General features: G+C 43.0%; 22 protein-coding genes, 1 tRNA gene and 1 pseudogene. 16 read left to right on the forward strand and 8 right to left on the reverse strand.

The features are described 5' to 3' along the window. Window positions 1–8 precede the first annotated feature (8 nt). The 3 genes from ABH008_RS12330 to ABH008_RS12340 all read left to right on the forward strand — a co-directional run bounded on the left by ABH008_RS12330 (window position 9) and on the right by ABH008_RS12340 (window position 2,639). On the forward strand, window positions 9–965 hold the full coding sequence (locus ABH008_RS12330; protein ID WP_347985921.1) for a cytochrome D1 domain-containing protein: 957 nt from the start codon (window positions 9–11) through the stop codon (window positions 963–965). A gap of 67 nt (window positions 966–1,032) precedes the next feature. After that, window positions 1,033–1,320 carry a hypothetical protein gene (locus ABH008_RS12335; protein WP_347985922.1) on the forward strand — a complete coding sequence of 96 codons (288 nt, stop codon included), beginning with the start codon at window positions 1,033–1,035 and terminating at the stop codon, window positions 1,318–1,320. Between the two features lie 158 nt (window positions 1,321–1,478). Beyond that, on the forward strand, window positions 1,479–2,639 hold the full coding sequence (locus ABH008_RS12340; protein ID WP_347985923.1) for an IS30 family transposase: 1,161 nt from the start codon (window positions 1,479–1,481) through the stop codon (window positions 2,637–2,639). A gap of 16 nt (window positions 2,640–2,655) precedes the next feature. Here ABH008_RS12340 and ABH008_RS12345 read toward each other — a convergent pair whose 3' ends face one another. Then, entirely contained in the window at window positions 2,656–2,886 is a 231-nt protein-coding gene (locus tag ABH008_RS12345; RefSeq protein ID WP_347985924.1) for a hypothetical protein, read from the reverse strand. Between the two features lie 207 nt (window positions 2,887–3,093). On the opposite strand from ABH008_RS12345, the gene ABH008_RS12350 reads away from it, so the two are divergent. Together ABH008_RS12350 and ABH008_RS12355 are read left to right on the forward strand one after the other, a co-directional pair. Beyond that, window positions 3,094–3,273, forward strand: a complete 180-nt coding sequence (locus tag ABH008_RS12350) for a hypothetical protein (RefSeq protein ID WP_347985925.1) — start codon at window positions 3,094–3,096, stop codon at window positions 3,271–3,273. Between the two features lie 4 nt (window positions 3,274–3,277). Further along, the gene (locus tag ABH008_RS12355; RefSeq protein WP_347985926.1) at window positions 3,278–3,637 is read left to right on the forward strand and encodes a hypothetical protein; all 360 of its coding nucleotides are present in this window, start codon (window positions 3,278–3,280) and stop codon (window positions 3,635–3,637) included. A gap of 96 nt (window positions 3,638–3,733) precedes the next feature. Here ABH008_RS12355 and ABH008_RS12360 read toward each other — a convergent pair whose 3' ends face one another. After that, on the reverse strand, window positions 3,734–4,297 hold the full coding sequence (locus ABH008_RS12360; protein WP_347985927.1) for a MarR family winged helix-turn-helix transcriptional regulator: 564 nt from the start codon (window positions 4,295–4,297) through the stop codon (window positions 3,734–3,736). A gap of 315 nt (window positions 4,298–4,612) precedes the next feature. On the opposite strand from ABH008_RS12360, the gene gyrA reads away from it, so the two are divergent. From gyrA to ABH008_RS12385, 5 genes are all read left to right on the forward strand, one after another. Further along, a complete protein-coding gene (gyrA, locus tag ABH008_RS12365) occupies window positions 4,613–7,228 on the forward strand; it encodes a DNA gyrase subunit A (RefSeq protein WP_347985928.1) in 2,616 nt (871 codons plus the stop codon). Beyond that, a complete protein-coding gene (serC, locus tag ABH008_RS12370) occupies window positions 7,228–8,307 on the forward strand; it encodes a 3-phosphoserine/phosphohydroxythreonine transaminase (RefSeq protein WP_347985929.1) in 1,080 nt (359 codons plus the stop codon). The genes gyrA and serC overlap by 1 nt, the downstream gene beginning before the upstream one ends. Before the next feature lie 9 nt (window positions 8,308–8,316). Next, window positions 8,317–9,402 (forward strand): prephenate dehydratase, encoded by a 1,086-nt coding sequence (gene pheA, locus ABH008_RS12375; protein WP_347985930.1) that lies wholly within the window; start codon window positions 8,317–8,319, stop codon window positions 9,400–9,402. Window positions 9,403–9,706: 304 nt separating this feature from the next. Continuing rightward, window positions 9,707–10,417, forward strand: a complete 711-nt coding sequence (locus tag ABH008_RS12380) for an Ig-like domain-containing protein (RefSeq protein ID WP_347985931.1) — start codon at window positions 9,707–9,709, stop codon at window positions 10,415–10,417. Between the two features lie 90 nt (window positions 10,418–10,507). Continuing rightward, window positions 10,508–12,136, forward strand: coding sequence for a hypothetical protein (locus tag ABH008_RS12385; RefSeq protein ID WP_347985932.1), 1,629 nt, complete (start codon window positions 10,508–10,510; stop codon window positions 12,134–12,136). Between the two features lie 94 nt (window positions 12,137–12,230). On the opposite strand, the gene ABH008_RS12390 is transcribed toward ABH008_RS12385, so the two are convergent. Further along, window positions 12,231–13,661, reverse strand: coding sequence for an IS66 family transposase (locus tag ABH008_RS12390; RefSeq protein ID WP_347985933.1), 1,431 nt, complete (start codon window positions 13,659–13,661; stop codon window positions 12,231–12,233). Between the two features lie 502 nt (window positions 13,662–14,163). Between ABH008_RS12390 and ABH008_RS12395 the strand changes: the two genes are divergently transcribed. Beyond that, a tRNA-Met gene (locus ABH008_RS12395) sits at window positions 14,164–14,240 on the forward strand. A gap of 240 nt (window positions 14,241–14,480) precedes the next feature. Here ABH008_RS12395 and ABH008_RS12400 read toward each other — a convergent pair. After that, a pseudogene (locus ABH008_RS12400) lies at window positions 14,481–14,889 on the reverse strand (Tn3 family transposase); the annotation flags it as partial. 372 nt (window positions 14,890–15,261) lie between these two features. On the opposite strand from ABH008_RS12400, the gene ABH008_RS12405 reads away from it, so the two are divergent. Next, window positions 15,262–16,062 (forward strand): hypothetical protein, encoded by an 801-nt coding sequence (locus ABH008_RS12405; RefSeq protein ID WP_347985934.1) that lies wholly within the window; start codon window positions 15,262–15,264, stop codon window positions 16,060–16,062. 569 nt (window positions 16,063–16,631) lie between these two features. Here ABH008_RS12405 and ABH008_RS12410 read toward each other — a convergent pair. After that, window positions 16,632–16,916 (reverse strand): type II toxin-antitoxin system MqsA family antitoxin, encoded by a 285-nt coding sequence (locus ABH008_RS12410; protein ID WP_347985935.1) that lies wholly within the window; start codon window positions 16,914–16,916, stop codon window positions 16,632–16,634. A 909-nt stretch (window positions 16,917–17,825) separates the two neighbouring features. Between ABH008_RS12410 and ABH008_RS12415 the strand changes: the two genes are divergently transcribed. Together ABH008_RS12415 and ABH008_RS12420 are read left to right on the forward strand one after the other, a co-directional pair. Continuing rightward, entirely contained in the window at window positions 17,826–19,001 is a 1,176-nt protein-coding gene (locus ABH008_RS12415) for a DUF3892 domain-containing protein (protein WP_347985936.1), read from the forward strand. A 485-nt stretch (window positions 19,002–19,486) separates the two neighbouring features. Continuing rightward, on the forward strand, window positions 19,487–19,993 hold the full coding sequence (locus ABH008_RS12420; protein WP_347985937.1) for a retropepsin-like aspartic protease: 507 nt from the start codon (window positions 19,487–19,489) through the stop codon (window positions 19,991–19,993). 12 nt (window positions 19,994–20,005) lie between these two features. Here ABH008_RS12420 and ABH008_RS12425 read toward each other — a convergent pair whose 3' ends face one another. Further along, window positions 20,006–20,278: a hypothetical protein gene (locus ABH008_RS12425; protein ID WP_347985938.1), complete on the reverse strand. Its 273-nt coding sequence runs from the start codon at window positions 20,276–20,278 to the stop codon at window positions 20,006–20,008. 158 nt (window positions 20,279–20,436) lie between these two features. Between ABH008_RS12425 and gcvA the strand changes: the two genes are divergently transcribed. Further along, a complete protein-coding gene (gcvA, locus tag ABH008_RS12430; protein ID WP_347985939.1) occupies window positions 20,437–21,399 on the forward strand; it encodes a transcriptional regulator GcvA in 963 nt (320 codons plus the stop codon). Window positions 21,400–21,429: 30 nt separating this feature from the next. On the opposite strand, the gene ABH008_RS12435 is transcribed toward gcvA, so the two are convergent. Next, a complete protein-coding gene (locus ABH008_RS12435) occupies window positions 21,430–22,062 on the reverse strand; it encodes an FMN-binding negative transcriptional regulator (RefSeq protein ID WP_347985940.1) in 633 nt (210 codons plus the stop codon). 166 nt (window positions 22,063–22,228) lie between these two features. Between ABH008_RS12435 and ABH008_RS12440 the strand changes: the two genes are divergently transcribed. Next, window positions 22,229–22,369: a hypothetical protein gene (locus tag ABH008_RS12440; RefSeq protein WP_347985941.1), complete on the forward strand. Its 141-nt coding sequence runs from the start codon at window positions 22,229–22,231 to the stop codon at window positions 22,367–22,369. A 22-nt stretch (window positions 22,370–22,391) separates the two neighbouring features. On the opposite strand, the gene ABH008_RS12445 is transcribed toward ABH008_RS12440, so the two are convergent. After that, window positions 22,392–23,141 carry an HAD family hydrolase gene (locus ABH008_RS12445; protein ID WP_347985942.1) on the reverse strand — a complete coding sequence of 250 codons (750 nt, stop codon included), beginning with the start codon at window positions 23,139–23,141 and terminating at the stop codon, window positions 22,392–22,394. Window positions 23,142–23,515 lie beyond the last annotated feature (374 nt).

Consider the following 23,515-nt stretch of genomic DNA (forward strand, 5'->3'; position numbering starts at 1 on the left):
TTATGTCTATGCTAAATTTTACTTTTCCAATTTTATCTACCTTGCTGTTTTTTATCTTAGTTGGTAATGCCAACGCTGAGGTTAAGGCGTTTATTAGTAACCAATTGGATAATTCGGTATCGGTGATTGATACAGCTAATCAGAAAGTGATAGCCACCGTTAAAGTACCGGGAAAACCTGCGGGCGTAGCCGTTAACAGAGCGTTGTCGCAAGTATATATTAGCACTCCGGAGGCTGGCGGGTTTGTGGTGTTGGATGCTAAACAATTTACGACTATAAAGTCCGTTAAAGTGGGTGGGGGGTCTTTAGGTATTGCCGTGGATCGACCGGGTGCGCAAGTGTTCGTAGCCGATTGGTATGAAAATAACGTATCGGTGTTTGATACGCAAAACTTTAAAAACATTGCCACTATTGCTGTTGGTAAATCGCCTTCGGGGATGATCGTTAGTCCGGATAACCGTTATTTGTATGTTGCTAATCGCATGGATGATTCTGTCTCGCAAGTGGATTTAAAAAAATACAGCATTCGCAATACCACGAAAGTAGGCGCGCATCCGTTTGGGTTAACACTGGATAGTCAGGGCTTGCGGCTTTATACAGCTAATGTGGAAAGTGATGATGTCACGGTGCTGGATGCTCACAATCTAAAACGTATTGCCACCGTTAAGGTAGGCGCTCGGCCTTATGCGCTGAGTCTGGCTTTAAATAATCGCCTGTTATTTGTGACTAATCAAGATGATAGCACGGTATCTGTGGTAGATACGCAAAGCTTAAAACAGGTGGCAGTGCTGACTGTTGGCGATAAACCCGAGGGTATTAGCACCCATGTTGACGATCAACATGTATATGTGGCCAATTGGTTCGATAATAATGTATCGGTCATTGATGCTAACACCTTGAAAGTAGTTAATACTATTCGTACTGGAGAAGGTAGTCGCGCGTTTGGTGATTTTATTAGCCCATAAACTTAAGGTGGGCAGCACAATTACTGTATGGTAGACTGCGCCCGTTTAAACATTGCTAGAGAGTATCATGGCTGAAACCGTTGAAGAATTAACCGTTCGTTACGAAGATGGCGGTATAGAAACCGTTAAAGAATTGGATAAAAAAGTACTAAGTAAAGGCGCATGGGCCACTGTTATCTATCGCTATCAAGATTGGGAACCCAGTAAAGAACAATACAGCGCTGACAGATTCACTATTCGCCGTTATCAAAAACGTAACGGTGAATATCAGCAAAAATCCAAATTTAATATTTCCAGCGAAAAACAGGCGCAGGAGATTATTGATGCGCTACAGTCCTGGTTAGCGACTGAATAATTATCCCGCCACTTTCTTCTGTCTGTAAGTGCCGTATGCTGAGTTTCGGCGAAAGTCGAAACTCAGTAACGTGCTTTTAAATATTTATCTAATCTGTGGTGAGTTCAACTGGTCATTGCAACACTATCTGATTTAATATTATTAACAGAGGTGAATCAATGGCACAGAAAGGTCGACCCGGTTTATCCGCAGCTCAAAAGGTTGAGTTGTGGCAAAGATGGAAATTAGGACAATCACTCAGTGAGATAGGTCGTGCCCTTGGTAAGCATGCTGGATCCGTGCATACTGTTTTATCCGCTCATGGTGGAATTATTCCTGCAACTCGCTCAAGATCGGCTAGGTCACTGAGTCTAGTTGAGCGCGAAGAAATATCGCGAGGACTGGCGGCTGGTGAATCAATGCGACAGATTGCATCAAAACTAGCAAGATCACCCTCTACTATCTGCCGTGAAATTGCCCGTAATGGTAATAAAGATCAATATCGAGCAATCGAAGCTGATTCAAAAGCATGGGATCAAGCACAGCGACCTAAGCCCTGTCGACTGGCTACACATTCTCAACTACAAATCATGGTGGCAACTAAACTCGGTTTCGATTGGTCTCCTGAGCAAATTGCTGGCTGGCTTAAACATAAATATCCAAACGATATCAATATGCATGTCTCACATGAAACAATCTATAAAAGCCTGTATATTCAAGCACGCGGCGTTTTGAAAAAGGAATTAATCGGACATCTACGATCGAAACGAATGATGCGGCGAGGTAAGGCATCAACAACTGAAGGCCAGCCAAGAGGGCAAATTATTGATGCGGTATCGATAAAAGATCGACCTGCAGAGGTTGAGGATCGTGCAATACCTGGGCATTGGGAAGGTGATCTGATTACGGGGTCTAAAAACAGCCATATTGCTACTCTAGTTGAACGTCGGTCACGATTTGTGTTGCTGGTTCAAGTTGATGGCAAAGATACGACGAATGTTGTGAATGCATTAATTCGTCAGGTACAGCAACTTCCTTCCGGCTTAATGGCTTCGTTGACATGGGATCGTGGTACTGAATTAGCTCAACATAAAAGATTTACTGTAGCCACCGATGTGGCAATGTATTTTTGCGATCCAAGAAGCCCTTGGCAGCGAGGAACCAATGAAAATACAAACCGATTATTAAGACAATATTTTCCCAAAGGGACCGATTTAAGCGGTTATAGTCAGCAAGACCTAGATGAGATTGCTTTAAAGCTTAATACGAGACCTAGAAAAACACTGGGCTACATGATGCCTGGTGATAAACTAAACGAATGCGTTGCAATGACCAGTTGAACTCACCGTTGCTTTTTTATTCTTTTTGTATCAACAAATAAGTGGCATAAATTCCTGCAATCATTGCGTAGATGGTGAGCTCTTCCCATAAGGCAACTTCTTGTTCTTCCATTGCCGCGCTGGTTTTATAGCTTGAAACTTTTGCATAGTCTTCGCTATGACTGTTGTGCTTGTTCTCGTAGGCAAAGTTTGATTCACTCAAAAGGCATGAACTTAGCAATAAACTGCCTAATAATAATTTTTTCATGTGTTTGACTCCAAAAATTAAAAAGTATCAATAAAGTATCGATTCGATACCAACTTGACAGTCGGGATTATATTCGATAATGTAGCGATTCGCTATTAAAACTTTCAGGAGCGTATATGACAATTAAAAATAAATTTATAAAATCTTGCCTGGATGCAATGAAAAACAGTTTCCATAACTATAGCTTACTCGTTATGGTGAATTGCCATGCATGAACAAGGTAAAGACCATTTTTTAGGCTATTCATTACTCGCTGCAGTTGCTTTTGTAAGCATCATTGTGGCGGTGTGGTTGAATGAACATGAAAAATTTGCACCCATAAAAGCGCAAATTAACGAAGAAAATCGCATGATGAATATTCGCGTTATCAATGAGCGGGGAGATTAGTTAAATGAAATACACAGTAATAGGGCTGTTTGTGTTGAGTATCGGTTTAAGTTTGCCAGTATGCGCCACCGAGTATATTTATCGGGATTTAATGGCTAACAGTCTTCCGGCTGTGCGCTGCGAGGCGTTAAATACCGCAAAGCAGACGGCTACACAACCATTTACGATAGATAAATACAGCAAGAAGTTTTGCCAGTCACAAGGTTATGGTTGGCATGTTGATAAGGTTAAAGATTTAGGCAAAACTGTTTGTAATACCTGTACTGACAATAACACCTTAAATAACTGTCACCAAGAAGATGTGGTTGTATCTTGTAAAAGAATAAAGCCGGGTAGTGTTGGCATGTTGCCGGGAAAAGGCTAAGCAGTTTTAGTTATTCCTCAGTCGGAGCGGAAGTATATTCTCTGCTTCGACTGAGTAAAACCACCACGGATATAACACATTATGCCGAGTATGAATTTATACCGGTATATGTTCCTGGCATATTTTGTCACTGTCGGTTTTACTGAGTTTTTCTTGCGTCAGTTGACAAAAAAACTCACCGTGTTTTTCACTGAAATTTCGGCAGCTATTACAGACGCCAAACGATTGCGAGTGATTGGCTTTTTGTAGTGCGGTTAATGCTTGCTGAAAAACATTGGTATCAGCAGATAAATTTTCTGTGCTATGTAAAATGGACGTTGCAGTTTGAAACAAATCGGAAGGTCGCGCTTGTTTTAATACCTTTTCGCCCTCTGGCAGTAAGCGCAAATGTTTAATGCGTTTGTCAGTCAGGTCTGTGGATTTGCCTAGATATTCTTTGTTTTCAAGAATGATCAGCGATTGCGAAACAGTGCCGCGGGTCATGCCTAAGTAATTGGCAATGGCTGCAGGTGTATCGCTGTATTTGTTACAGCGTGACAAGTAATTTAGAATTTGAAAATGTACGGGTTGCAAGCCCAGTTCGGCACATTTCTTACGCTCTTCAGAGCGTATTAGTGTCGTCATACATTCTATCAGTTCGTAAATATCAGTTTCAGACATAGGTTATTAAATAGGTTATCCATAAAAGCATAATCGATGGGTTTATTATACCAATATTTATAAAAAATCAATGCCTTACTTCTGTGTGCAACATCAACAAATGACGTTAAACACAACTGATATTGCCTGTTGATAGTTAAATTGTCCAGGTAAGTCTTTGCAACTTTACCCCACATCATGCACTGGTTCTCCACTAAGCCTGTTATGTTTGTTACAATAGTGGTTTTTTACACCCTTACACTGCTTGGAATGCTGGATAACAGTATTAACGGCTAGAGGGACCCGCCTTAACGGTGGCACTGGAATCACGGACACATGTCAGACTTCGCAAAAGAAATTATTCCGGTTAATCTCGAAGACGAGATGAAACAATCCTACCTTGATTACGCCATGAGCGTGATTGTCGGTCGAGCCCTACCAGATGTCAGAGATGGCTTAAAGCCAGTGCATCGTCGTGTGCTGTTTGCGATGCGAGAACTTGGCAACGACTGGAACAAACCGTATAAAAAATCGGCGCGTGTCGTCGGTGATGTGATCGGTAAATACCATCCGCATGGCGATACGGCTGTTTACGACACTATAGTAAGGATGGCGCAGCCGTTTTCCTTACGTTATATGCTGATCGACGGCCAAGGTAACTTTGGTTCGGTGGATGGTGATTCACCAGCGGCAATGCGGTATACCGAAGTGCGCATGTCTAAGATTGCCCATGAGCTTTTGGCTGATCTGGATAAGGAAACCGTTGATTTTGTCGCTAACTACGATGAATCCGAATCCGAACCCACAGTAATGCCTACCCGCATACCCACCTTACTGATTAATGGTTCTTCTGGTATTGCCGTTGGCATGGCGACCAATATTCCGCCGCATAATCTGGGTGAAATTATTACCGCGTGTTTGGCCTTGATTGAAAATGCCGATCTGGGCGTTGCCGAGTTAATGGAAATTATTCCAGGTCCGGATTTTCCTACCGCTGCCATTATTAATGGTGCGTCGGGTATTTACGAAGCCTATGAAACCGGACGTGGCCGTATCTATTTACGAGCGCGCAGTCATTTTGAAGATATTGGTGATGGCGGACGCCAGGCCATTATTACTACCGAATTACCTTATCAGGTTAATAAAGCGCGTTTGTTGGAAAAAATTGCCGAATTGGTTAAAGAAGGTAAATTGGAAGGTATTTCCGGTTTACGTGACGAATCTGATAAAGACGGTATGCGCATGGTTATCGAACTGCGTCGTGGCGAAGTGCCTGATGTGGTATTAAATAATCTGTACAAGCAAACCCAGTTGCAAACCGTATTTGGTATCAATATGGTGGCCTTGTACGATGGCCGTCCACATTTGATGCCGTTGAAAGATATTCTATTAGCGTTTATTGATCATCGTCGCGAAATTGTAACGCGCCGTACTATCTATAATTTACGCAAAGCACGGGAAAGAGCTCATTTATTAGAAGGTTTGGCAATTGCGCTGGCCAATATTGATGACATGATCGAGCTGATTAAATCCTCGCCTAATCCACAAGAAGCCAAAATTGGTTTGTTGGCAAAAAGTTGGGCGTCTGGTTTAGTGGCCAGCTTGTTGGACAGAGCGGATGCTGATCGTTCGCGTCCGGAAGATTTAGGTGCCGAGTTTGGCATGGATGGCAGCTTATACCGTTTGTCTGAAGCACAAGCGCAAGCTATTTTAGATTTACGCTTACATCGTTTAACCGGATTGGAGCAGGAAAAGATTGTTAATGAATACAAATCTTTACTGGAACTGATTGACGAATATTTGTTTATTTTGGGTAGTGATGTGCGTTTGATGGAAGTCATCAAGGAAGAGCTGGAAGAGATTAAAAGCCAGTATGCGGATGCCCGTCGTACTGAAATCATTCAGGATTACTCTAATTTATCACGCGAAGATTTAATTACCGAAGAAGACATGGTAGTCACCATGTCGCACGAAGGCTATGTTAAAACCCAGCCGTTGACCGATTATAAAGCACAAAAACGCGGTGGACGTGGTAAATCGGCTACAGCGACCAAAGAAAATGATTTTGTCGAAAAACTGATTATTGCCAATACCCACGATACCATTTTGTGTTTTTCTTCAAGCGGTAAAGTATATTGGTTACGGGTATTCGATTTACCGGTTGCCAGCCGTGCCTCACGCGGTAAACCGTTTGTAAACCTGTTGCCTTTGGAAGAAGGCGAAAAAATTAATGCCATGTTACCAGTGCGCGAATACAGTGCCGATAAATACATCTTTATGGCCACCTCTTCCGGTACTGTTAAGAAAACACCGTTACCTGAATTTGAACGTCAGCGTAGCAACGGTAAAATTGCTATTGATCTAAACGAAAATGACGTACTAGTGGGCGTGGCGATTACCGACGGCCAGCAAAATGTACTGCTGTTTAGTAGTGACGGTAAAGCGGTGTGCTTTAACGAAAGCGATGTGCGTTCTATGGGTAGAACCGCGACCGGGGTACGCGGTATTCGTTTGCAATCTGATCAAAAAGTGATCTCTCTGATTATTGCTAGTGAAGGCACAGTTTTAAATATTACCGAAAATGGTTATGGTAAACGCACTAAGCTGGAAGAATTTACCCAGCACAGACGTGGTGGACAAGGCTTAATTGCCATACAAACCTCCGAACGTAATGGTGCAGTGGTGGGTGCCGTTCTGGTTAACGACAGCGATGAAATTATGCTGATTACCAATGGCGGTATCTTGGTGAGAACCCGCGTTAAAGAAATTTCTGTGGTCGGTAGAAATACACAGGGTGTGACCGTCATTCGTTTGGATAAAGGCGAAAAAGTGGTTGGTGTAGATAGAATAGATGGACTGGGTGATGAGGACGAGGACGACGAAGAACTTAACACCGAGCTGACTGATGATGCAGATATTGAGCAAACCGATAACGGTTCTGAAGAGGAATAATGTCCAGAATATTTAATTTTAGTGCCGGTCCTTCCATGTTACCGGTTGAAGTGTTGGAAATAGCCAAACAAGAGTTGCTGGATTGGCAGGGCAGTGGCATGTCGGTGATGGAAATGAGTCATCGAGGCAAACAGTTTATGGCAATTGCCGAAACGCTGAAGAACGACCTGATTGAGCTAATGGCAATACCCGCTAATTATAAAGTGCTGTTTTTACAAGGCGGCGCTAGCGCTCAATTTGCTTTAATACCGCAAAATATACTGAATGGTCAACACAAAGCCAGCTATGTGAATACTGGAGCCTGGTCTACCAGTGCTATTAAAGAAGCCAGTAAATATTGCCAGGTACAAATTGTTGCCAGTGCAGAAGCCAGTGGCTTTACCACTATCCCAGCTTTAAATGACTGGCACATAGACAGCGATACAGCCTATTTGCACTATACCTCTAACGAAACCATACATGGTGTCGAGTTTTCTGACATACCCGATAGCGGCGCTATACCGCTGGTGTGTGATATGTCATCCAATATTTTATCGCGCGAATTTGATGTGAGTCGTTACGGACTCATTTATGCGGGTACTCAAAAAAATATGGGTCCAGCAGGGGTAACCGTGGTGATAGTCCGCGAAGATCTGGTGGGTTTGGCAGCGGCTAATGTGCCGGCCGTATTTGATTATGCGCAGCAAGCCAAAGGTGATTCCATGTTGAATACACCGGCAACCTATAACTGGTACTTACTGGGCTTGGTGTTGCAATGGTTAAAAAAACAAGGTGGTGTTGCGGCCATTGAGCAGCGAAATATTAACAAAGCCAAAAAACTGTATCGTGCCATTGATGATTCCAACTTATATCGCAATCCGGTAGATGTGGCTTATCGTTCGCGCATGAACGTACCCTTTGTACTGGCTGATGCCGCATTGGATAAAGAGTTTTTACAATTAGCCGAAAAACAGGGTCTTGGCTCTTTACCGGGACATCGATCCGTCGGCGGTATGCGTGCCAGCATTTACAATGCCATGCCCGAAGCGGGAATTGATGCCTTAATTGAGTTTATGGTAGAGTTTGAACGTACGCATTAATTAACGACCATGAGCAGCATAATCCCACTTTCTGAATTACGTGATCAAATCGATGCGATAGATCAACAGATTTTACAGTTGCTTAATCAGCGGGCGGGCTGTGCGCTGGAAGTGGCGCGTACCAAACAAGCGGCGGGAGAAACTGGAAGTTTTTATCGTCCTGATCGTGAAGCCCAAGTACTGCGTCGTATCCGCTCTTTAAATCCGGGGCCTTTGGCGGGCGATACTGTTGTTCACTTGTTTAGAGAATTAATGTCGGCCTGTCTGGCGCTGGAAAAGCCCTTAGAAGTAGCCTTTTTAGGGCCGCAAGGTACGTTTACCCAGCAGGCGGTATTTAAACATTTTGGTCATGCCGTAAAAGATGTGCCAGTCGCCACCATCCCCGATATCTTTAGGGCTGTGGATACCGGACATTGTCAGTTTGGTGTGGTGCCGGTTGAAAATTCCACAGAAGGGGTAATTGCCCATACGCTGGATCGGTTTATCGATTCGACATTGCAAATTTGTGGTGAAGTCGAAATTCGCGTGCATCAAAATTTACTGGGCAATATGCAATCTTTGGCAGAGATTAGCGAAGTTTATTCGCACCAGCAATCGCTTGCGCAATGTCGGCAATGGCTGCTGAACAATTTACCCAATGTGGTGTGTACACCTGTTAGCAGTAATGCTGAGGCCGCGCGTCTGGCCTCGCAAGATAACACTAAGGCTGCCATAGCCAGTTTGGTTGCTGCTGAGTTGTATGATTTGAATGTACTGGAAAGACATATCGAAGACGAAGCCAATAATACCACGCGTTTTATCGTCATCGGTCAGCAACAACCTGTTTCTACCGGGGCAGATAAAACCTCTATGCTGGTTTCTACAGGCAATCAAGCCGGTGCATTACATAAAATACTGGCACCGTTTGCTGAGTATGGTATTAGCATGGTGCATATAGAATCACGTCCGTCTCGTCAGGCTTTGTGGGATTATGTGTTTTTTATTGATATAGAAGGGCATAGAGACGATGCCGATGTTGCCAAGGCCATCGAATCGCTAAAAACCAATGTCAAATTCCTTAAAATTCTGGGCTCCTATCCTAAAGCGGTTATTTGATAGTACACACGTAACCCGTATGCAGTGTAACGAAATACGGGTGTTAGTTTACAAACTACTGACATCTGGAAAATATCAAGAATCACCCTGCAATCAACTGCAACTATTCGTCTTATGCTTGTACAGCACATAAACATTCATTAATACAAATAATCTTGATCTAAATCAACATTTCATCAACCTAAAAATTAGATAATAGACTTGGTTACTTTTGTTTAGTTACATATATTAGTATATTCTAAATTAATCATTCACTAATACTGAGTACTAAATTGTAAACAATTAAATATTAAGGGTATATGTCATGCGCACCAATCTATTTGCCTATCGTTTTTTGCTTATTATTTTTGGGTTATGTGCATTCAATAGCGCATATGCTCTTTACCTTAGTAGCAATTCGCTGGTCATTACAGCAGGTAATGCCGTTAAAGTAACAGTCTCTGAAGCCTCCGATACTGTCAGGGTCAGCTCCAGTAATAACAGCGTTGCTACAGTAAGTTATGCCAGTAACGCCATTACCATCAAGGCTGTCAAGGCTGGATCGGCAACTGTCACGGTTAAGGATGAGGAAAGTACTAAAACGATAACTTTAACAGTCAAGGCTGCATCTTACGCGACACTGACTGTTTCTCCTGCCACTATTGCTGTAAATGTAGGGGCTAGCAGCAATATAGCGGTGGCTAATGCTAGTGGAGCTGTGCGTGTACATTCGTCGGATTCGACAGTCGCCACAGTGAGTTTTACTAATAATACTGCTGTAGTAAAAGGTGTTAAGACGGGTTTCGCAACTATCACCATTACTGATAGCAAAACATCAAAAACGGTTGCTGTGACGGTCAACACTGTTGCCATCCCTGCACTAACAGTTTCTCCATCTACCATTGCCATCAATGCGGGCAGTACTGCCAATATTTCGATAGCTAATGCTTCAGGCACGCTAACAGTTCGCTCTTCGGATACCTCGATTGCAACCGTCAGTTTGTCAAATACCACTGCTGTAGTGACTGGCATTTAATCCGGAACTGCGATTATCACCATAAACGACAATAAAACCAGTAAAACAGTCACTGTAACGGTTTTAAGTTCAACTGCGGTAGGTAATTACATGCTTTTAGCTTGGAATGATTTGGGGATGCATTGTATGGATGGTCTAGATTTTTCCATCTTTTCAATATTGCCGCCTTATAATACTTTACATGCCCAACTAAAAGATAAAAACGGTAAGTTAGTAAACACAAATGTTTTGTTAACTTACGAAGCAGTTGCGGATAGCACTGGGTCTATAAACACCAGTAGCGCCAACAAAACCAATTTTTGGAGTTGGGTTTATGATTTATTTGGCTTAAACCCTGCACCTAATGTGGGTCTAAACCTTGATGGGCTTGCCAACGGTACACCAATGCCCGGTAATAAAACGCCGTCTTTGACACCAGCAGCAATGACTTATAATCTGGCTTATGGTTGGTTCGAAGCTGAGGGCATACCGGTTACCCCTTACGATGATAAGATGAATAAAAACTTTTATCCTAATGTAAAAGTGGTCGCCAGAGATGCTACCACCGGCAATATTTTGGCTACCGCCACAACACTATTACCGGTAAGTGATGAAATGACCTGCAAGGATTGCCATGCTTCTATAGATGTTGGCACTCCGGCGCAAGTAGCAGCCAAGCCTTCACCAAACTGGGTGTTTGACAATGATCCAAACAAAGATTGGAAGCGTAATATTTTAATGTTGCATGACCAAAAACAGGCCAGCAATAGCACATTTAAATCGGCGCTTACCAAGGCAGGTTATGCCAAAGGTCTGCTGGCATCGGCAGATAATGGTAAGCCTGTACTTTGTGTGTCCTGCCATGCCAGTAACGCGTATTTTGATAAAGAAAATAAGAAAACGTTAATGGGGGGAATTGCCGGGATTCCAGCATTTACTCAATCAATACATCTTAAACACGCCGATGTAATTGATCCAGTTAGCAATATAGCTTTAGGTAGTATCAATAATCGTTCGTCCTGTTATGAATGTCATCCCGGTTCACTGACACGTTGTTTACGTGGTGTAATGGGTAATGCGGTCGATGCCAAAGGCAACGCCACCATGAGTTGTCAAAGTTGTCACGGCAATTTGAAAAATGTGGGTAGTAATACACGTCAAGGTTGGTTCAACGAGCCGGTGTGCGAATCCTGCCATAACGATGCTGCACCGGGTGGTCGATCAACCTCTGCTGTTGACCTAAATGGTAACGCTGTTCTACCTGCTGACCATACCTTTGCTACCAATGCAGATACACCAGTACCTGGTTTGAATTTATACCGTTTTAGTAAAGGACATGGCGGGTTGCAGTGTGAGGCTTGTCATGGCTCTACACATGCGGAATATCCGTCTGGTCATGCCGAAGAGAATTTGCAGAGCATTGCCTTACAAGGACACGCAGGACCCGTTGCGGCTTGTAAAGCTTGTCACACCACTGTACCCAATACTGTAAATGGTGGCCCGCACGGCATGCATACTACAGGTCAAGCCTGGGTTAGTCAGCATCAGGAAGCTAATAAAAAAGGTACGGCAACTTCCCCAGATTGTACTTATTGTCATAGTAGCTCCAGTGTGGGTACACCATTGAGCGCAGTCAAGTCAGCGACAACTATTAACGCGGGTGATTATGGTGTCAAAACCTGGGCTGCAGGTTATCAAGTCAGTTGTTATAGCTGCCATAACGGCCCAAATCCAGAGTGAGGGGACGATCATGACTTAAGAATCGCCTTTCGGGGCGATTTTAAATTATTGTAACTATTCAGCGTAATTTATCACGCTCAGCGAATTTTGGTCGTCACCGTATAAAATCCGGCAATTTGCCATTAAAGAGCAGTGTCAACGCTTCGCTGGCTGATATGTTGTTTTTCCGGCATGTTGATAAATAACTTCGAACACGGCAAAAAATATCAGCACCTTCCTGACTACGAAAACAGCCTGAAATCTTTTGGTGAACCTTGGTCATTCTGATGTCGTTCTCTCCTTGGTTATTGGTAAAGGGTACCTTGGCATCAGTCATAAACCTTAAGGTTTGCTGCTCAAAGTTGATTAACCGCTCCAATAAGTTTCGCGATTTACTGCGTTTAAGTCGTCCCCGTTGTCCTTCCTTTCTCTCTGGGAGCGGGGGAGGACATTCCTGCTCAGCCTCTTTAAGAATTGCCCGATATTGATCGGTATAGCCTGCCGCTATAGAATCGGATAAAACACCGCCCTGGGCCTTAACAGCCTCATTGATAGAAACAAGCAACTCTCGCATATCCTTAGCCCATGCTTGGTTCTCTTGTTCTTCGGCATAGGTCAGCTCGCGCAAATGGTGAGCGTTACATAAGGCATGCAGGCAGTTCAACTGGAAATAGGGCTTCCAGTGATCGTGGCAGAGAATACCTGTAAAACGGGTTAAAACATTCATAGCGGTTATTGCTTCCATGCCGCGTTTGGCGTGGGCGTAAAAGAGCGTCCATTGCTGGTTCGAAATACAGTGCAGCCAATGATTTTTCCCATTGATGTTGATCCCGGTCTCATCGGAATGCAATAGGGACGAGGCGAGTATTTTCGTGATGAGTTTCAATTCAAATTGTTCGAGCAAATGATAAGCTTGCTGGTTAAATTCAAAGATTGAGCCGACACTGATCGGTAGTTGGAATTGATCCTGAAATTGCTCTTGAACACGTTGGTAGGGAATGAGTTGATATTGAGACAAATACACGGCCTGTGCTTTGACGCCATTCCCGTATTGCACCGCTTTAGTGACTTCAACCGGAAAAGAGGCTGTAAAACGTTTGCCAAATTGATCTTCCAGAACTTGAGCGCGGTATTCGGTCACAAGGCGCTGAATCTCAATATCAAATACTTGGCGGATCTCAAAACCAACTTCCTGATAGTTCCCTGGTGGTAAAGTCGCCCGATCTAATTCCAGAATTTCAATTTCATCGGGATCGTCCACTTTTTTTAAAGTTGTACCTATCCGACCGAACTGCCCACCGCGCTTTCTATTTTTGCCTTTGTTCTCGTCATCGCCACTGACTTTGTCTTGATCTTTAAAACGATCCGTAGAAGGCGGTTTGCTGCTATTTCGGCTAGTCAGGCTTAAACGATTAGCCATTATTTGAATCAGCATGATCATGACTTCTAAGGTCGCACGCAAAGCTGATGACATATGCTCTTCATCAGCGATCAGTTGCTGAACTTTTTTGATGGTGTCTTCAATGTTGATATTATCGACAGTCAAACTAATATACCGCTAAACCGTTACTGTTAGCGGTATTATAAGGCCAGTTTTAAAAGTCGATTTTTGCCTTCGAGGTTGCGATGTAGGCCACGAACGACCAAGAGTCACTACCCTTCTATTTAATGTTGCAATTGAGGAATTGTAGTTGCCGAATGCGTAGCTAAATACGTCATTCCACTACAAGCTGGCAGTTCACTGAATTTTTTATTTTTCGACCAAAAACCTTGTCAAGCTTTTTTTTAATTATTTACGCTGAATAGTTACAAATTATTTACACTTTAAAGATTTAAAGTTGTGTATCTTTTGTTGATAATAGTTGAAGAAATTTTTAGATGTGGCATAATACACGGCTCAAACAGAGGGAAAGAAAGTTAAAAGGAAGTTGTAAGGTACAAAAATTTGAGTTAGAAAAACCTTTTTCTAATTACTAAACCTTAAATAAGATTGTTTATATATCAAAAGATTTTAGGTTTAGATTTTAATGTCACGTCTTTGATGTAATGGAGATATAGCTCAGTTGGTTAGAGCGGTGGATTCATAACCCACAGGTCGGTGGTTCAAGTCCACCTATCTCCACCACAATATATAAAATTTAAAAAACTCAAAACTATTAATCATGGCGACAATTATTTTGCTCTGATTTTGCGAATAGTCGGCTATATGATGCCTTGCTTTTCAGTATCCATCTGTCAATTTTGATCTTCTTATTCTAATATACTTACTAGAATCCAAATCGGTAAGTCGTAATTGACATCGCATTGCCTAATAGGGCAAACAGCCGAAAATTCCGGGGAGTCTTTAGCAAGCGTTACAGCGCTATTATTCCAACTCCAATTTGGCCACAATCGCATCAAGATCTATGCTCTGTCTGCTATCTCTGAAAGCATAATGGCCATTAAAATGAATATTCTGCCAGGCCGCTGGCGAGACTTTCTTGATGAGCGCCAAAATCTTCAGTTTTGGGGACGCTTTATATTTGTCGAGTATCCGTGACAGGATGGCGGAGTTATAGTAAATGATCGCATTTGCGATTAGCCGCCAACCTGCGCGAATGATGCGAGTTGCGCACGATTTGTGGGTCGAGCATATATCGCAATGCGTATATGCTGCGGATTAGCTTATTGAACTCGAAGACCGCGCTACGGGTGGGGTTTGATTGCGTGTAGGTACATAATTTCTGAATCAGCGTACTTTGAGTCATTTCCTTGATTCCCAGAGTGGCCACGATAGTGCGGGCAAATTGGCACCGGAATAAGTGCTGGTAACGTTTGCCTGTATATTCTGGTTTAATAGCCACCCAAAAAGATTCAAAACGGCCACTTATCTTAAAAAAAGCAGCCGTTGACATTCTCTCTGCTTTGCTTTTTTTTTCAGAGACCATTAAGCCAGTAGCTATGATCAAACATGCTGTGAGCATATAGTGTCACAAAAATTAAATGTAAAACAATTAGCAAATATGATAATGTAGACTTGCATACAATTAGCCACTAGCTCTAGCTACTAGCTATATCTTTTTTTTGGGGTGGTAAAAAAGTCAAGGTCAGCCGATTGGGCAGCACACCAAATAGAACCAACCAACACAAACGAAAGGAAATCACCCATGCAACTCGGAAAAACCCTGCTGGCCGCTGGCCTAGTATTCGGTCTGGCTAGCTTTAGCGCCCAGGCGGCACTGACCAGCGAAACGGTCAACGGCCAAAATTTGGTTTATGACTCAGGTAATAACACTACTTGGACACAGGACGCGAACCTGTTAGGCACCTGGGAAGGGGCCTACGGCTCAACTAGCTATAATAACATCGTCAATGCCATCATTAAGGCAAGCAATGGCGTGATTCATGACACGCCTAATACTAATTTTCCTTATCCTGATCCTACTGGAACCTACACACTCACTGCAGCGGATTTTGGCAGCGGCGGCACCGTAGACTGGTGGGCGGGTCAAGCATTGGTACATTATCTGGACACGCAAAATTACGGAGGTTCAAATCAGTGGGCTTTGCCAACCCAACCAGATCAAACTGGTAGCAACAATATTACTAATAGCCAACTGGGTGAGCTATATTACAACGAACTTCACGCATTAGAATATCCTGCGGCAAATTTTGGCATTCTGGGCACAGGAGCCTTAAATGATACTTCGGGTTCAGTGGGACCTTTCATAAACGCCCACACCTATACGTACTGGTCTGGTACGGAGTATGTGGGCTATACTAGCAATGCATGGGATTTTGTTACTGTCTATGGCCTCCAGTACAGTGTCTATAAGAACCTCCAATTGTATGCTTGGGCAGTCAGCCCTGGACAAGTGAACGCCGTACCGGTACCAGGCGCTGTGTGGCTGTTTGGCTCTGGTATGTTGGCATTACTGGGCTTGAAGCGACGTGGTCACGGTGAGTAATTGTGTGTTTTGGGTCATTTGACCCTTTTAGGATAAAGGCGATCTGCGAGGTAAGGAAAGGAATGGCGCGTTACGAACATATGCCGATTTACCCGGACACCTTAAATCTGGCGTTGCATTTTGAAATATCGTCGCCAGTTTTAGCCACTACCACATAAATACACCCTGGGTAGTGAACTCCGCAATGCCAGCCGGGCAGAAATTTGCTCCTGCAATTTCTGCATACTCTACATCCTTGTAGATAAAAACCGTGACCCTGATCATTCAGGCCAATAACCAAGGTGATAAACAGCAGGCTTTAAGCGTATTGTGAGATCAACTTGAAGAACTGCTAATTAGTCAGAACAGCCAAGGAAGCCCAGACATTCAAAAGTTTTAACGCCTACAGTTTTCAACAAACGAAGTTTACAGCAGTCAAATAAGAAAATTGGCCTGGACTCATATAATTTTGTCAAAATTTATCTTAACTAATCGATACATAAAACAAATTAAGTTGAATTATTATATCCCTTAGACAGTTCTTACTTCTTTGAGTAGATCAGGGTGACGGTCTAGCTGCTTGAGCAACTTCACCAAGGCCACTGGTGGCTTGGTCTTGCCACTCTCATAGCGTGAGAAAGCATTGGCCGCCCGATGAATTCAGCAGCTTCGCGCTGATCCAGGCGAAGCTTCTTGCGTACATTGGCGATAAAACCTGGATCGACATAAGCAGCATTAACTTGTTTGTTGAATTGCAGCTTCGATTCTGCCATATCCAGAACGGCTTCATCGCACACAGGACAAAAGTCGCCGGTAACTGCTTCGATAGTGATGATAACACCCTTATAGGTATAGGGTTGGTCGGCGGGTATCATGGATCAGTTCCGCCGCACCGCAAACAGGATATTTCATGATCAAAGCTCCTTGAAGGATACAATCAGCACGTTATCGATGACCGTTAATTTCAGGTACACATCCTGCCAGATCGTATGGTCGGCATGGGTGGTCATACTCTTGTAGAAATCCGCAGTCGTGAGTGCCAGTACGACAGCCAGCATATCGGATACGCTTGCGCCGCTCCCTGTTCAGCCGAGTAACTCGTTCGCACCTTGCTTGCTTCCACCATGGCTTTGATCACCAATAGCTTGCAATGAGGGATTCGTTTCTCCATAGGCGAATACTAACCTAATTGGTTTCTGGGCAAATTGGTTAATTGAATTTTTGCAGCACAAGGTTGAAAAACTTGAATGAGGATCATCTATTCAAAAACAGTTTGCTAAAGAGTCGCCAGAATTTTCGGCGGTTTGGGCCTAAACCCCCTAATAGGGAACATTATCTTTAGCGCAATGTGCCGCATGGTCGAAGGCTACAGTGTCGGAAAACAGCTTATCGAATTTAAAAAACTTAAACAGGTGGTAGCGGTGTCTGCAATCGCTGCCGCACCTCTGTAATGTGAGCGGATTTTCCGTCTAGTATCAATGTTATTTGCGTACCTATTACCATCACTCAACTTCATTTTACCTGCCTGTTTATAATTTTTTTGTCAACAGTGTAATCTTTCACTAAATAACTATGAAAATTGATATAGAAATCTAGCTTTCAAACTCATATACTTTTTTACAGCCAAAATTTGAAGTGAGAATAGAATAATTGCTGATGTGTCCGTAAAGTTTTGATACATCATCGTGCTTGTGCTAGTTACAGGTCGCCAAAGCGATTTAAGAGCAGGCTTCACGCTGCTTGGAATAAATAATTTCATGATATTTTATACAAGGGGATGTGCCATGAAGAATAAATCCGAAACACGTGAAGAACGTTTGGGACGTCTACGCGCTTGGGCACATGGACCTTATCGCACCGTGGAGGTTAATGCCCCGCAGGAAATTCTACTAACGGCAAGTACTGGACAAGGCATCACGCATATTCCGGCTCGCGGGCTTGATTCGGCTATTCAGTTCCCTGGGCAACCAGGTACACCTACGACTTTTCATACAGCTTGCGATGCCCCGGCTGGAACAACCGTAACTTTTGGCGGTGGTCCATTCCTTAATCAACCCGTGGTGCTTTGCGTTTTTTGGGGGGCTATCTGGAACACGCCCATTACACCTGGCGTTGGTGCCATTTACGCTGCGTTAACTTCACTTTCCACACCAGTGACCAATCAGTATGGTTCCTATAGTTATTTCGATGGTCTTGGGACAGGATGGGGATTTGATCTTGCCGGGCCTCCGCTGGTGGTCACCAGTTCCACGGTCAACATTCCCCCCTCATTTCAACCGTCTGATATTGAAAGTGCAGCTCGCGCAATTGTGCATACTCTTGGCCCACACCAATCTTGGGATCTATTGGTCATCTTTATGCCGCCCGGCTTTAACACTGCCAACGGGGCGTCGGGTGCACATTCCTATTACTGGGATGCCGGAGATCCTTCCGTAGAATACGCGTGGGTCGATTATTCCGCGACGCTCGCCAATATCACCTTCACCTTTTCGCATGAGATTGTCGAAGCCATGACCGATCCGCACGGCGATGCCATGCAGATTAACCCGAGCAACCCGACCAACTGGAACGAAATCTGCGACGTTTGTTGCTCTTCGGGGGTTTACAATGGCGTTGTTGTTTCCTCCTATTTCTCGGACACTCTTGGAGCTTGTATGCTACCGTCCCCACCCGTGCCTGTTCTGGTGCCGGACGATTACCAGATAGACTCTGTTCGCAAAGTTACCGAAAGAGGCGGTGGGCATAGACAGTTCATTCAGATGGTCAGCGGCCCAGGGAATGGAAATGGCCGTTGGGTACTGGCCGAAGCAGATGTCGCCAACATTATCACTTCTGGACAAGGAACCTTTTATACATTGGTGGATGGTCGCCGGGCTAATGTTATTGTTGAAACTTGGTATCTTAAAACCGTAGCTGACAACTTCACGCCCAATAACCTTGACTCGCTACCTGAATTCTAAGCTATTAGTCCGTGTTGAATAATCATGTTACCGGGTGTTATGTCAGAGGACTTAGTGAATACATTCCTTAACCTTGAGTCGGCATTAGCCTCATAGATGTGGTATATGTTTATGAAGCATTGTCAGCGGAAAGACAAATCAAAGGATGGAGTCGTAAGAAGAAAGAAGTCATGATGTGTGGTAATTGGGCAGTGGTTTCACGATTAGCCAAAAGTAAATCCGCTCATCCTTCGACTGGCTCAGGACGAACGGATTTAATTTTACAAGTCTCTACTAATATTTTTCGAAGCGAACAAGATTGATTTATATGGTTTTTTACCCACATTATTTTGCATATAACCCTAAATTTATATTGTTTTACTACATGTAAACAATCAAGACATTCGTACAATTGTTTTATACCTAATATTAATGTTAGTATTCGTCAATTACTCATGCATTGCACTCGCATTGCTGGGCATTAACTCTATTAGGCAGAGCTGGTTATGATGCGAATTATCTTTTTGATTGTTTGTTTAATGTCTTTTGACAACTGCTTAGGCGGTGACGTAGACAAGCCTATCGCGATGCACGTAAGCGAAGCGGGTACTTTTTATATTCCTATTCATATTAAAGGTATGCAGCAAATGGATTTTCTGGTCGATACCGGTTCAAGCTATACCATTATCAACGAAAATACTCTGGCTATTTTAAAAGCCAATGGGCAAGCAAAATACACTAATCAAATCAAAGGGGTGACAGCGGATGGTTCCGTTAAAGTCGTAGCGCTCTACACTATTCAGTCTATTGATATTGGTAACAACTGTGTGTTAAAAAACGTTGATGCCGCTGTTTTTCCAGGCGAAAACCGACAAATACTGGGGCTTAGCGCCTTAAGTAAAGTCAGTTCAGTGGTTTTTTCCATGTCACCGCCGTCATTACAATTGAGTGATTGTAATGGCAATCGCCAGGAAGATCGCAATACGCCAATAAAAGTTAGCGCATTGCGATAGCTGGTAGCCCACTTATTTCACTTTCTTCCCAAGCACTTCTAACTGATTAGGACTGATGGCGTTGCCCTGATAAGTATTTGCTTTAGTGTAACGGACGGGTACTGCTTCGAAACGCGCGAATTCAGCTGGTTTATTGGGCTTAGGGCCTAATATTTGATACTGAAGCGGGCTTGCTGGTAATCCGCCACTACTTTTCTGAATCGCAAGATTGTTTGTGTCTTTAGCTACAGCTGTTGCAGCGGTCAAAGACAATACTGTAATAAGCATTAAATTTTTGATGTTCATAATTTTGTCCAAAGTCGTCATCGGTGTTGATGACGATTCCACTATAGGTGATGTGTAACTTGCTGACAAATGATAAAATATAACCTGATTGTTTAAAAAAACTAATCTAATGCAGGCTTTATTAATAGTTTGTTTACTAATTGTGAGTAATTAAGCCTATGAGTAGTAGCTTACCCCCCTTAAATTCGCTTCGTGCTTTCGAAGCTGCGGCCAGACATTTAAGCTTTAAAAAAGCAGCGGACGAGCTGTATGTTACGCCTGCGGCGATTAGTCATCAGATTAAGGCGTTGGAAGATCATCTTAATGTACGGTTATTTCACCGCGGCAATCGCGCTTTAGTTTTAACAGCTGTGGGTCAGGCCTCGCTGGATAAGCTACAAAGTGGTTTTAATTTACTGATTGCTGCGGTTGATGAGATGCGAAGCTTTGATACTGCGCCCATTTTTAGTGTTAACGTGACACCTTCGTTTGCAAATAAGTGGTTAATGCCGCGTCTTTATCATTTTGTTGCCAAGCATCCGGATATCGAAGTTAGAATTACGGCCAGTACCAAATTAGTCGGCTCTAAAACCATGACTGTTTTGCAAGATAGAGAGTTAGTGGATGTTGAACACGGCAATATTGATGTGGCGGTGCGTTTTGGCTCTGGCGATTTTCCTGGTTTTGAGGTAGAAAAGCTGTTTACAGGTCAGGTGGTTACCTTATGTAGCCCTACATTATTAAAGGGTAAGCAAGCTTTGAAAAAACCGATTGATTTAGCCAACGTTACACTGTTGCATGTTGATCCAATTTATCAGATTCAACAGAAGTCGTATTGGGAAATTTGGTTGGAAGCCATGGGTATAGTGGATAAAGTCGATCCGGTTCGCGGTATGCATTTTAATCATGCTTACATGGCGCTGGAAGCGGCAGTTAATGGGCTGGGTGTGGCCATTACGCACACCATGCTTGCTGCTTCGGATATTGGCGCTGGGCGACTTGTCATTCCCTTTGAAAAAAGTTTGACCATGGATTTTACTTATTACTTGATTTATACCCAGGAATCGGCACAAAACCCAAGCTTTATCGCGTTTCGTCAATGGTTGTTTGAAGAGATCAATCGTATGCCGGGGTTTAATTAGCAGTCGTGATGATGCAATACTTTCCGATGATCAAACTTGATCTATCCCGCTGCTTACCAGCGTTGCCATCTCCGTTTGTTGCCTAGAATTTAGCCCTTGAATGACACCCAGCTGATTTTTTAGCGGTTGATTTTGGCTTATTTTCCATTTGCCCGCTAACCGGGTAATCACCATTTCAATGCCAATAATCGAGCCTATCAGTTTTTCAGTAAAATCTGCAGGTGCATCGTCCAGCGTCCAGGGGTCTGCAAAGTCTGTTTCTTGTTCATTGGTTAAGGCTTGCAGTTGCTGACGAATCCATGCCGCATCATCAATGATGCGTAATGTACCGTAAGCATGCACTACCACGTAATTCCAAGTGGGAACCACTTTTCCTGTTTCTTTCTTGGTGGCGTACCAAGAGGGGCTAATATAGCTTTCCGGCCCATGGAATATGGCTAATACTTCGGTATCGGCTGCAAAATCTTGCCAGAGGGAATTTGATCGTGCAACATGCCCTTGCAGGGTGCCATAGGGAGCAGGTAATGCTGATAAATGTAATGGAATGTGATTGGCATTGATGCCGTCAGAGTCTATTGTCACCAATGTGGCTAATGGTCTAGAACGAATCAAATTGTGCATTAGTTCTATGTTTTGTTGATCAAATTGTGCGGGTCTGTACATGGGGATTTGGAAAGCAAAATTGGGTTGTTGCGCTCAATGGCAATCATCTTATTATTCTAGACTTTGGTAACAAAATTAACTAATTTTTTGCCAAAAACCACGCAGTTAATACACTTCAAAGCCAATAAACTTTATCTATATTTTAATAAATAAAGTGAGAAATCAAATGTTTAAAAATATAATTGATTATGGCATTATGTTTACGGGCGTTATAGCTGTTTTGGTACTGGCGACTTTTTTTCTTGGCTCGGAATTATGGTTTTTTTCTAAACAGGGATTACAGAAAGTTACCCGTGTGTCTGGTTAATTAAACAATAAAGCCGAAGCATTTATACTAAAAATTCGTGCAGTGTTAAGTAGGTAAAATCGTGGGCTTTGGCTTGCACTTTATCGGCGGCACAGTTATATCCCCAAGAGGCGAAGGATAACTTAACAGTATCCAGTTCGGGGAGTTCGCGTACTTTTAGCAGTGCTGGCAATCTGTCCTCTACAAAGTGCATGGTTTGGCCGGAGTGGCGGTAAAAAAGCATTTTTAATATATCGGGTTTGCTCATATTACGTTCCAATCCAAAAATATGCGCTTCGTTTAGTTCGATTTGGTTGGCATACAGAATTTTTTTGGTAAAACGCTCCTGCTTGGTAGTAATCACATACCAGGTATTGCTTTGATTAAGTTGCATCAATTTTTCTGCCACACCTGAATAGAGCGGGTTTTTTTCTATCCAATCCTGCTTATCATTTGCAATCCAATTGTCTCGGGTTTCACCAAATATCTTTTTTAACTCGGTACTATTGGTCTGCGCGTCCCGCATCAAAGTTTGAAAAAACTGGCTATAACCTTGATAAATTGTTTCGATAGACTCGCCCACATACAGCAAGCGCATAGTTAAAATGGCTTCGTAACCGGTTTCTATGATGGGTCTTACTTGACGAAAGTGTTCGATCATGTCCATTGGTATGGCTTCAGGCATATCATCCCAAATTTGGCATGCGGATTTCCAACCGGAAATAGCTGTTTCTATGGCGCTATCACAAATTACACCATCAAAATCTAAAGCGTATACAACTGAATCGTTCATTAAAATAGTCAGGGGTTGAATGGCTAAATGGCTAGGGTCTTACTTTATTGAATTATACCTGTTCATGCCCGTGTGTGCTAAATGTTCACTTACTCTTAGTTACCTAACTGTTGGAAAGGGTTGCTGGTTAAAGTGGCGCTTAATGTTAGGGCGGTGATTTTAAGGTTTGGCTTTTTTGCTGAATTGCACTATGCACCAATAATAACATGACGCACAGTTATAGTGCATAATCTGTGTTTTTGATTAAGTCAGATTTTTTACGATAGGTTTAGATGCATTGAATTTATAAGCAATAATCAAACTATTGCTGCCATAACAGCCAAATATGACATTTTGGCGTAAAGCTTGCATTTTTAGTAAAGGAGCGTTGGATA

It is taken from the genome of Methylomonas sp. AM2-LC (assembly GCF_039904985.1).
Classification (GTDB): Bacteria; Pseudomonadota; Gammaproteobacteria; order Methylococcales; family Methylomonadaceae; genus Methylomonas.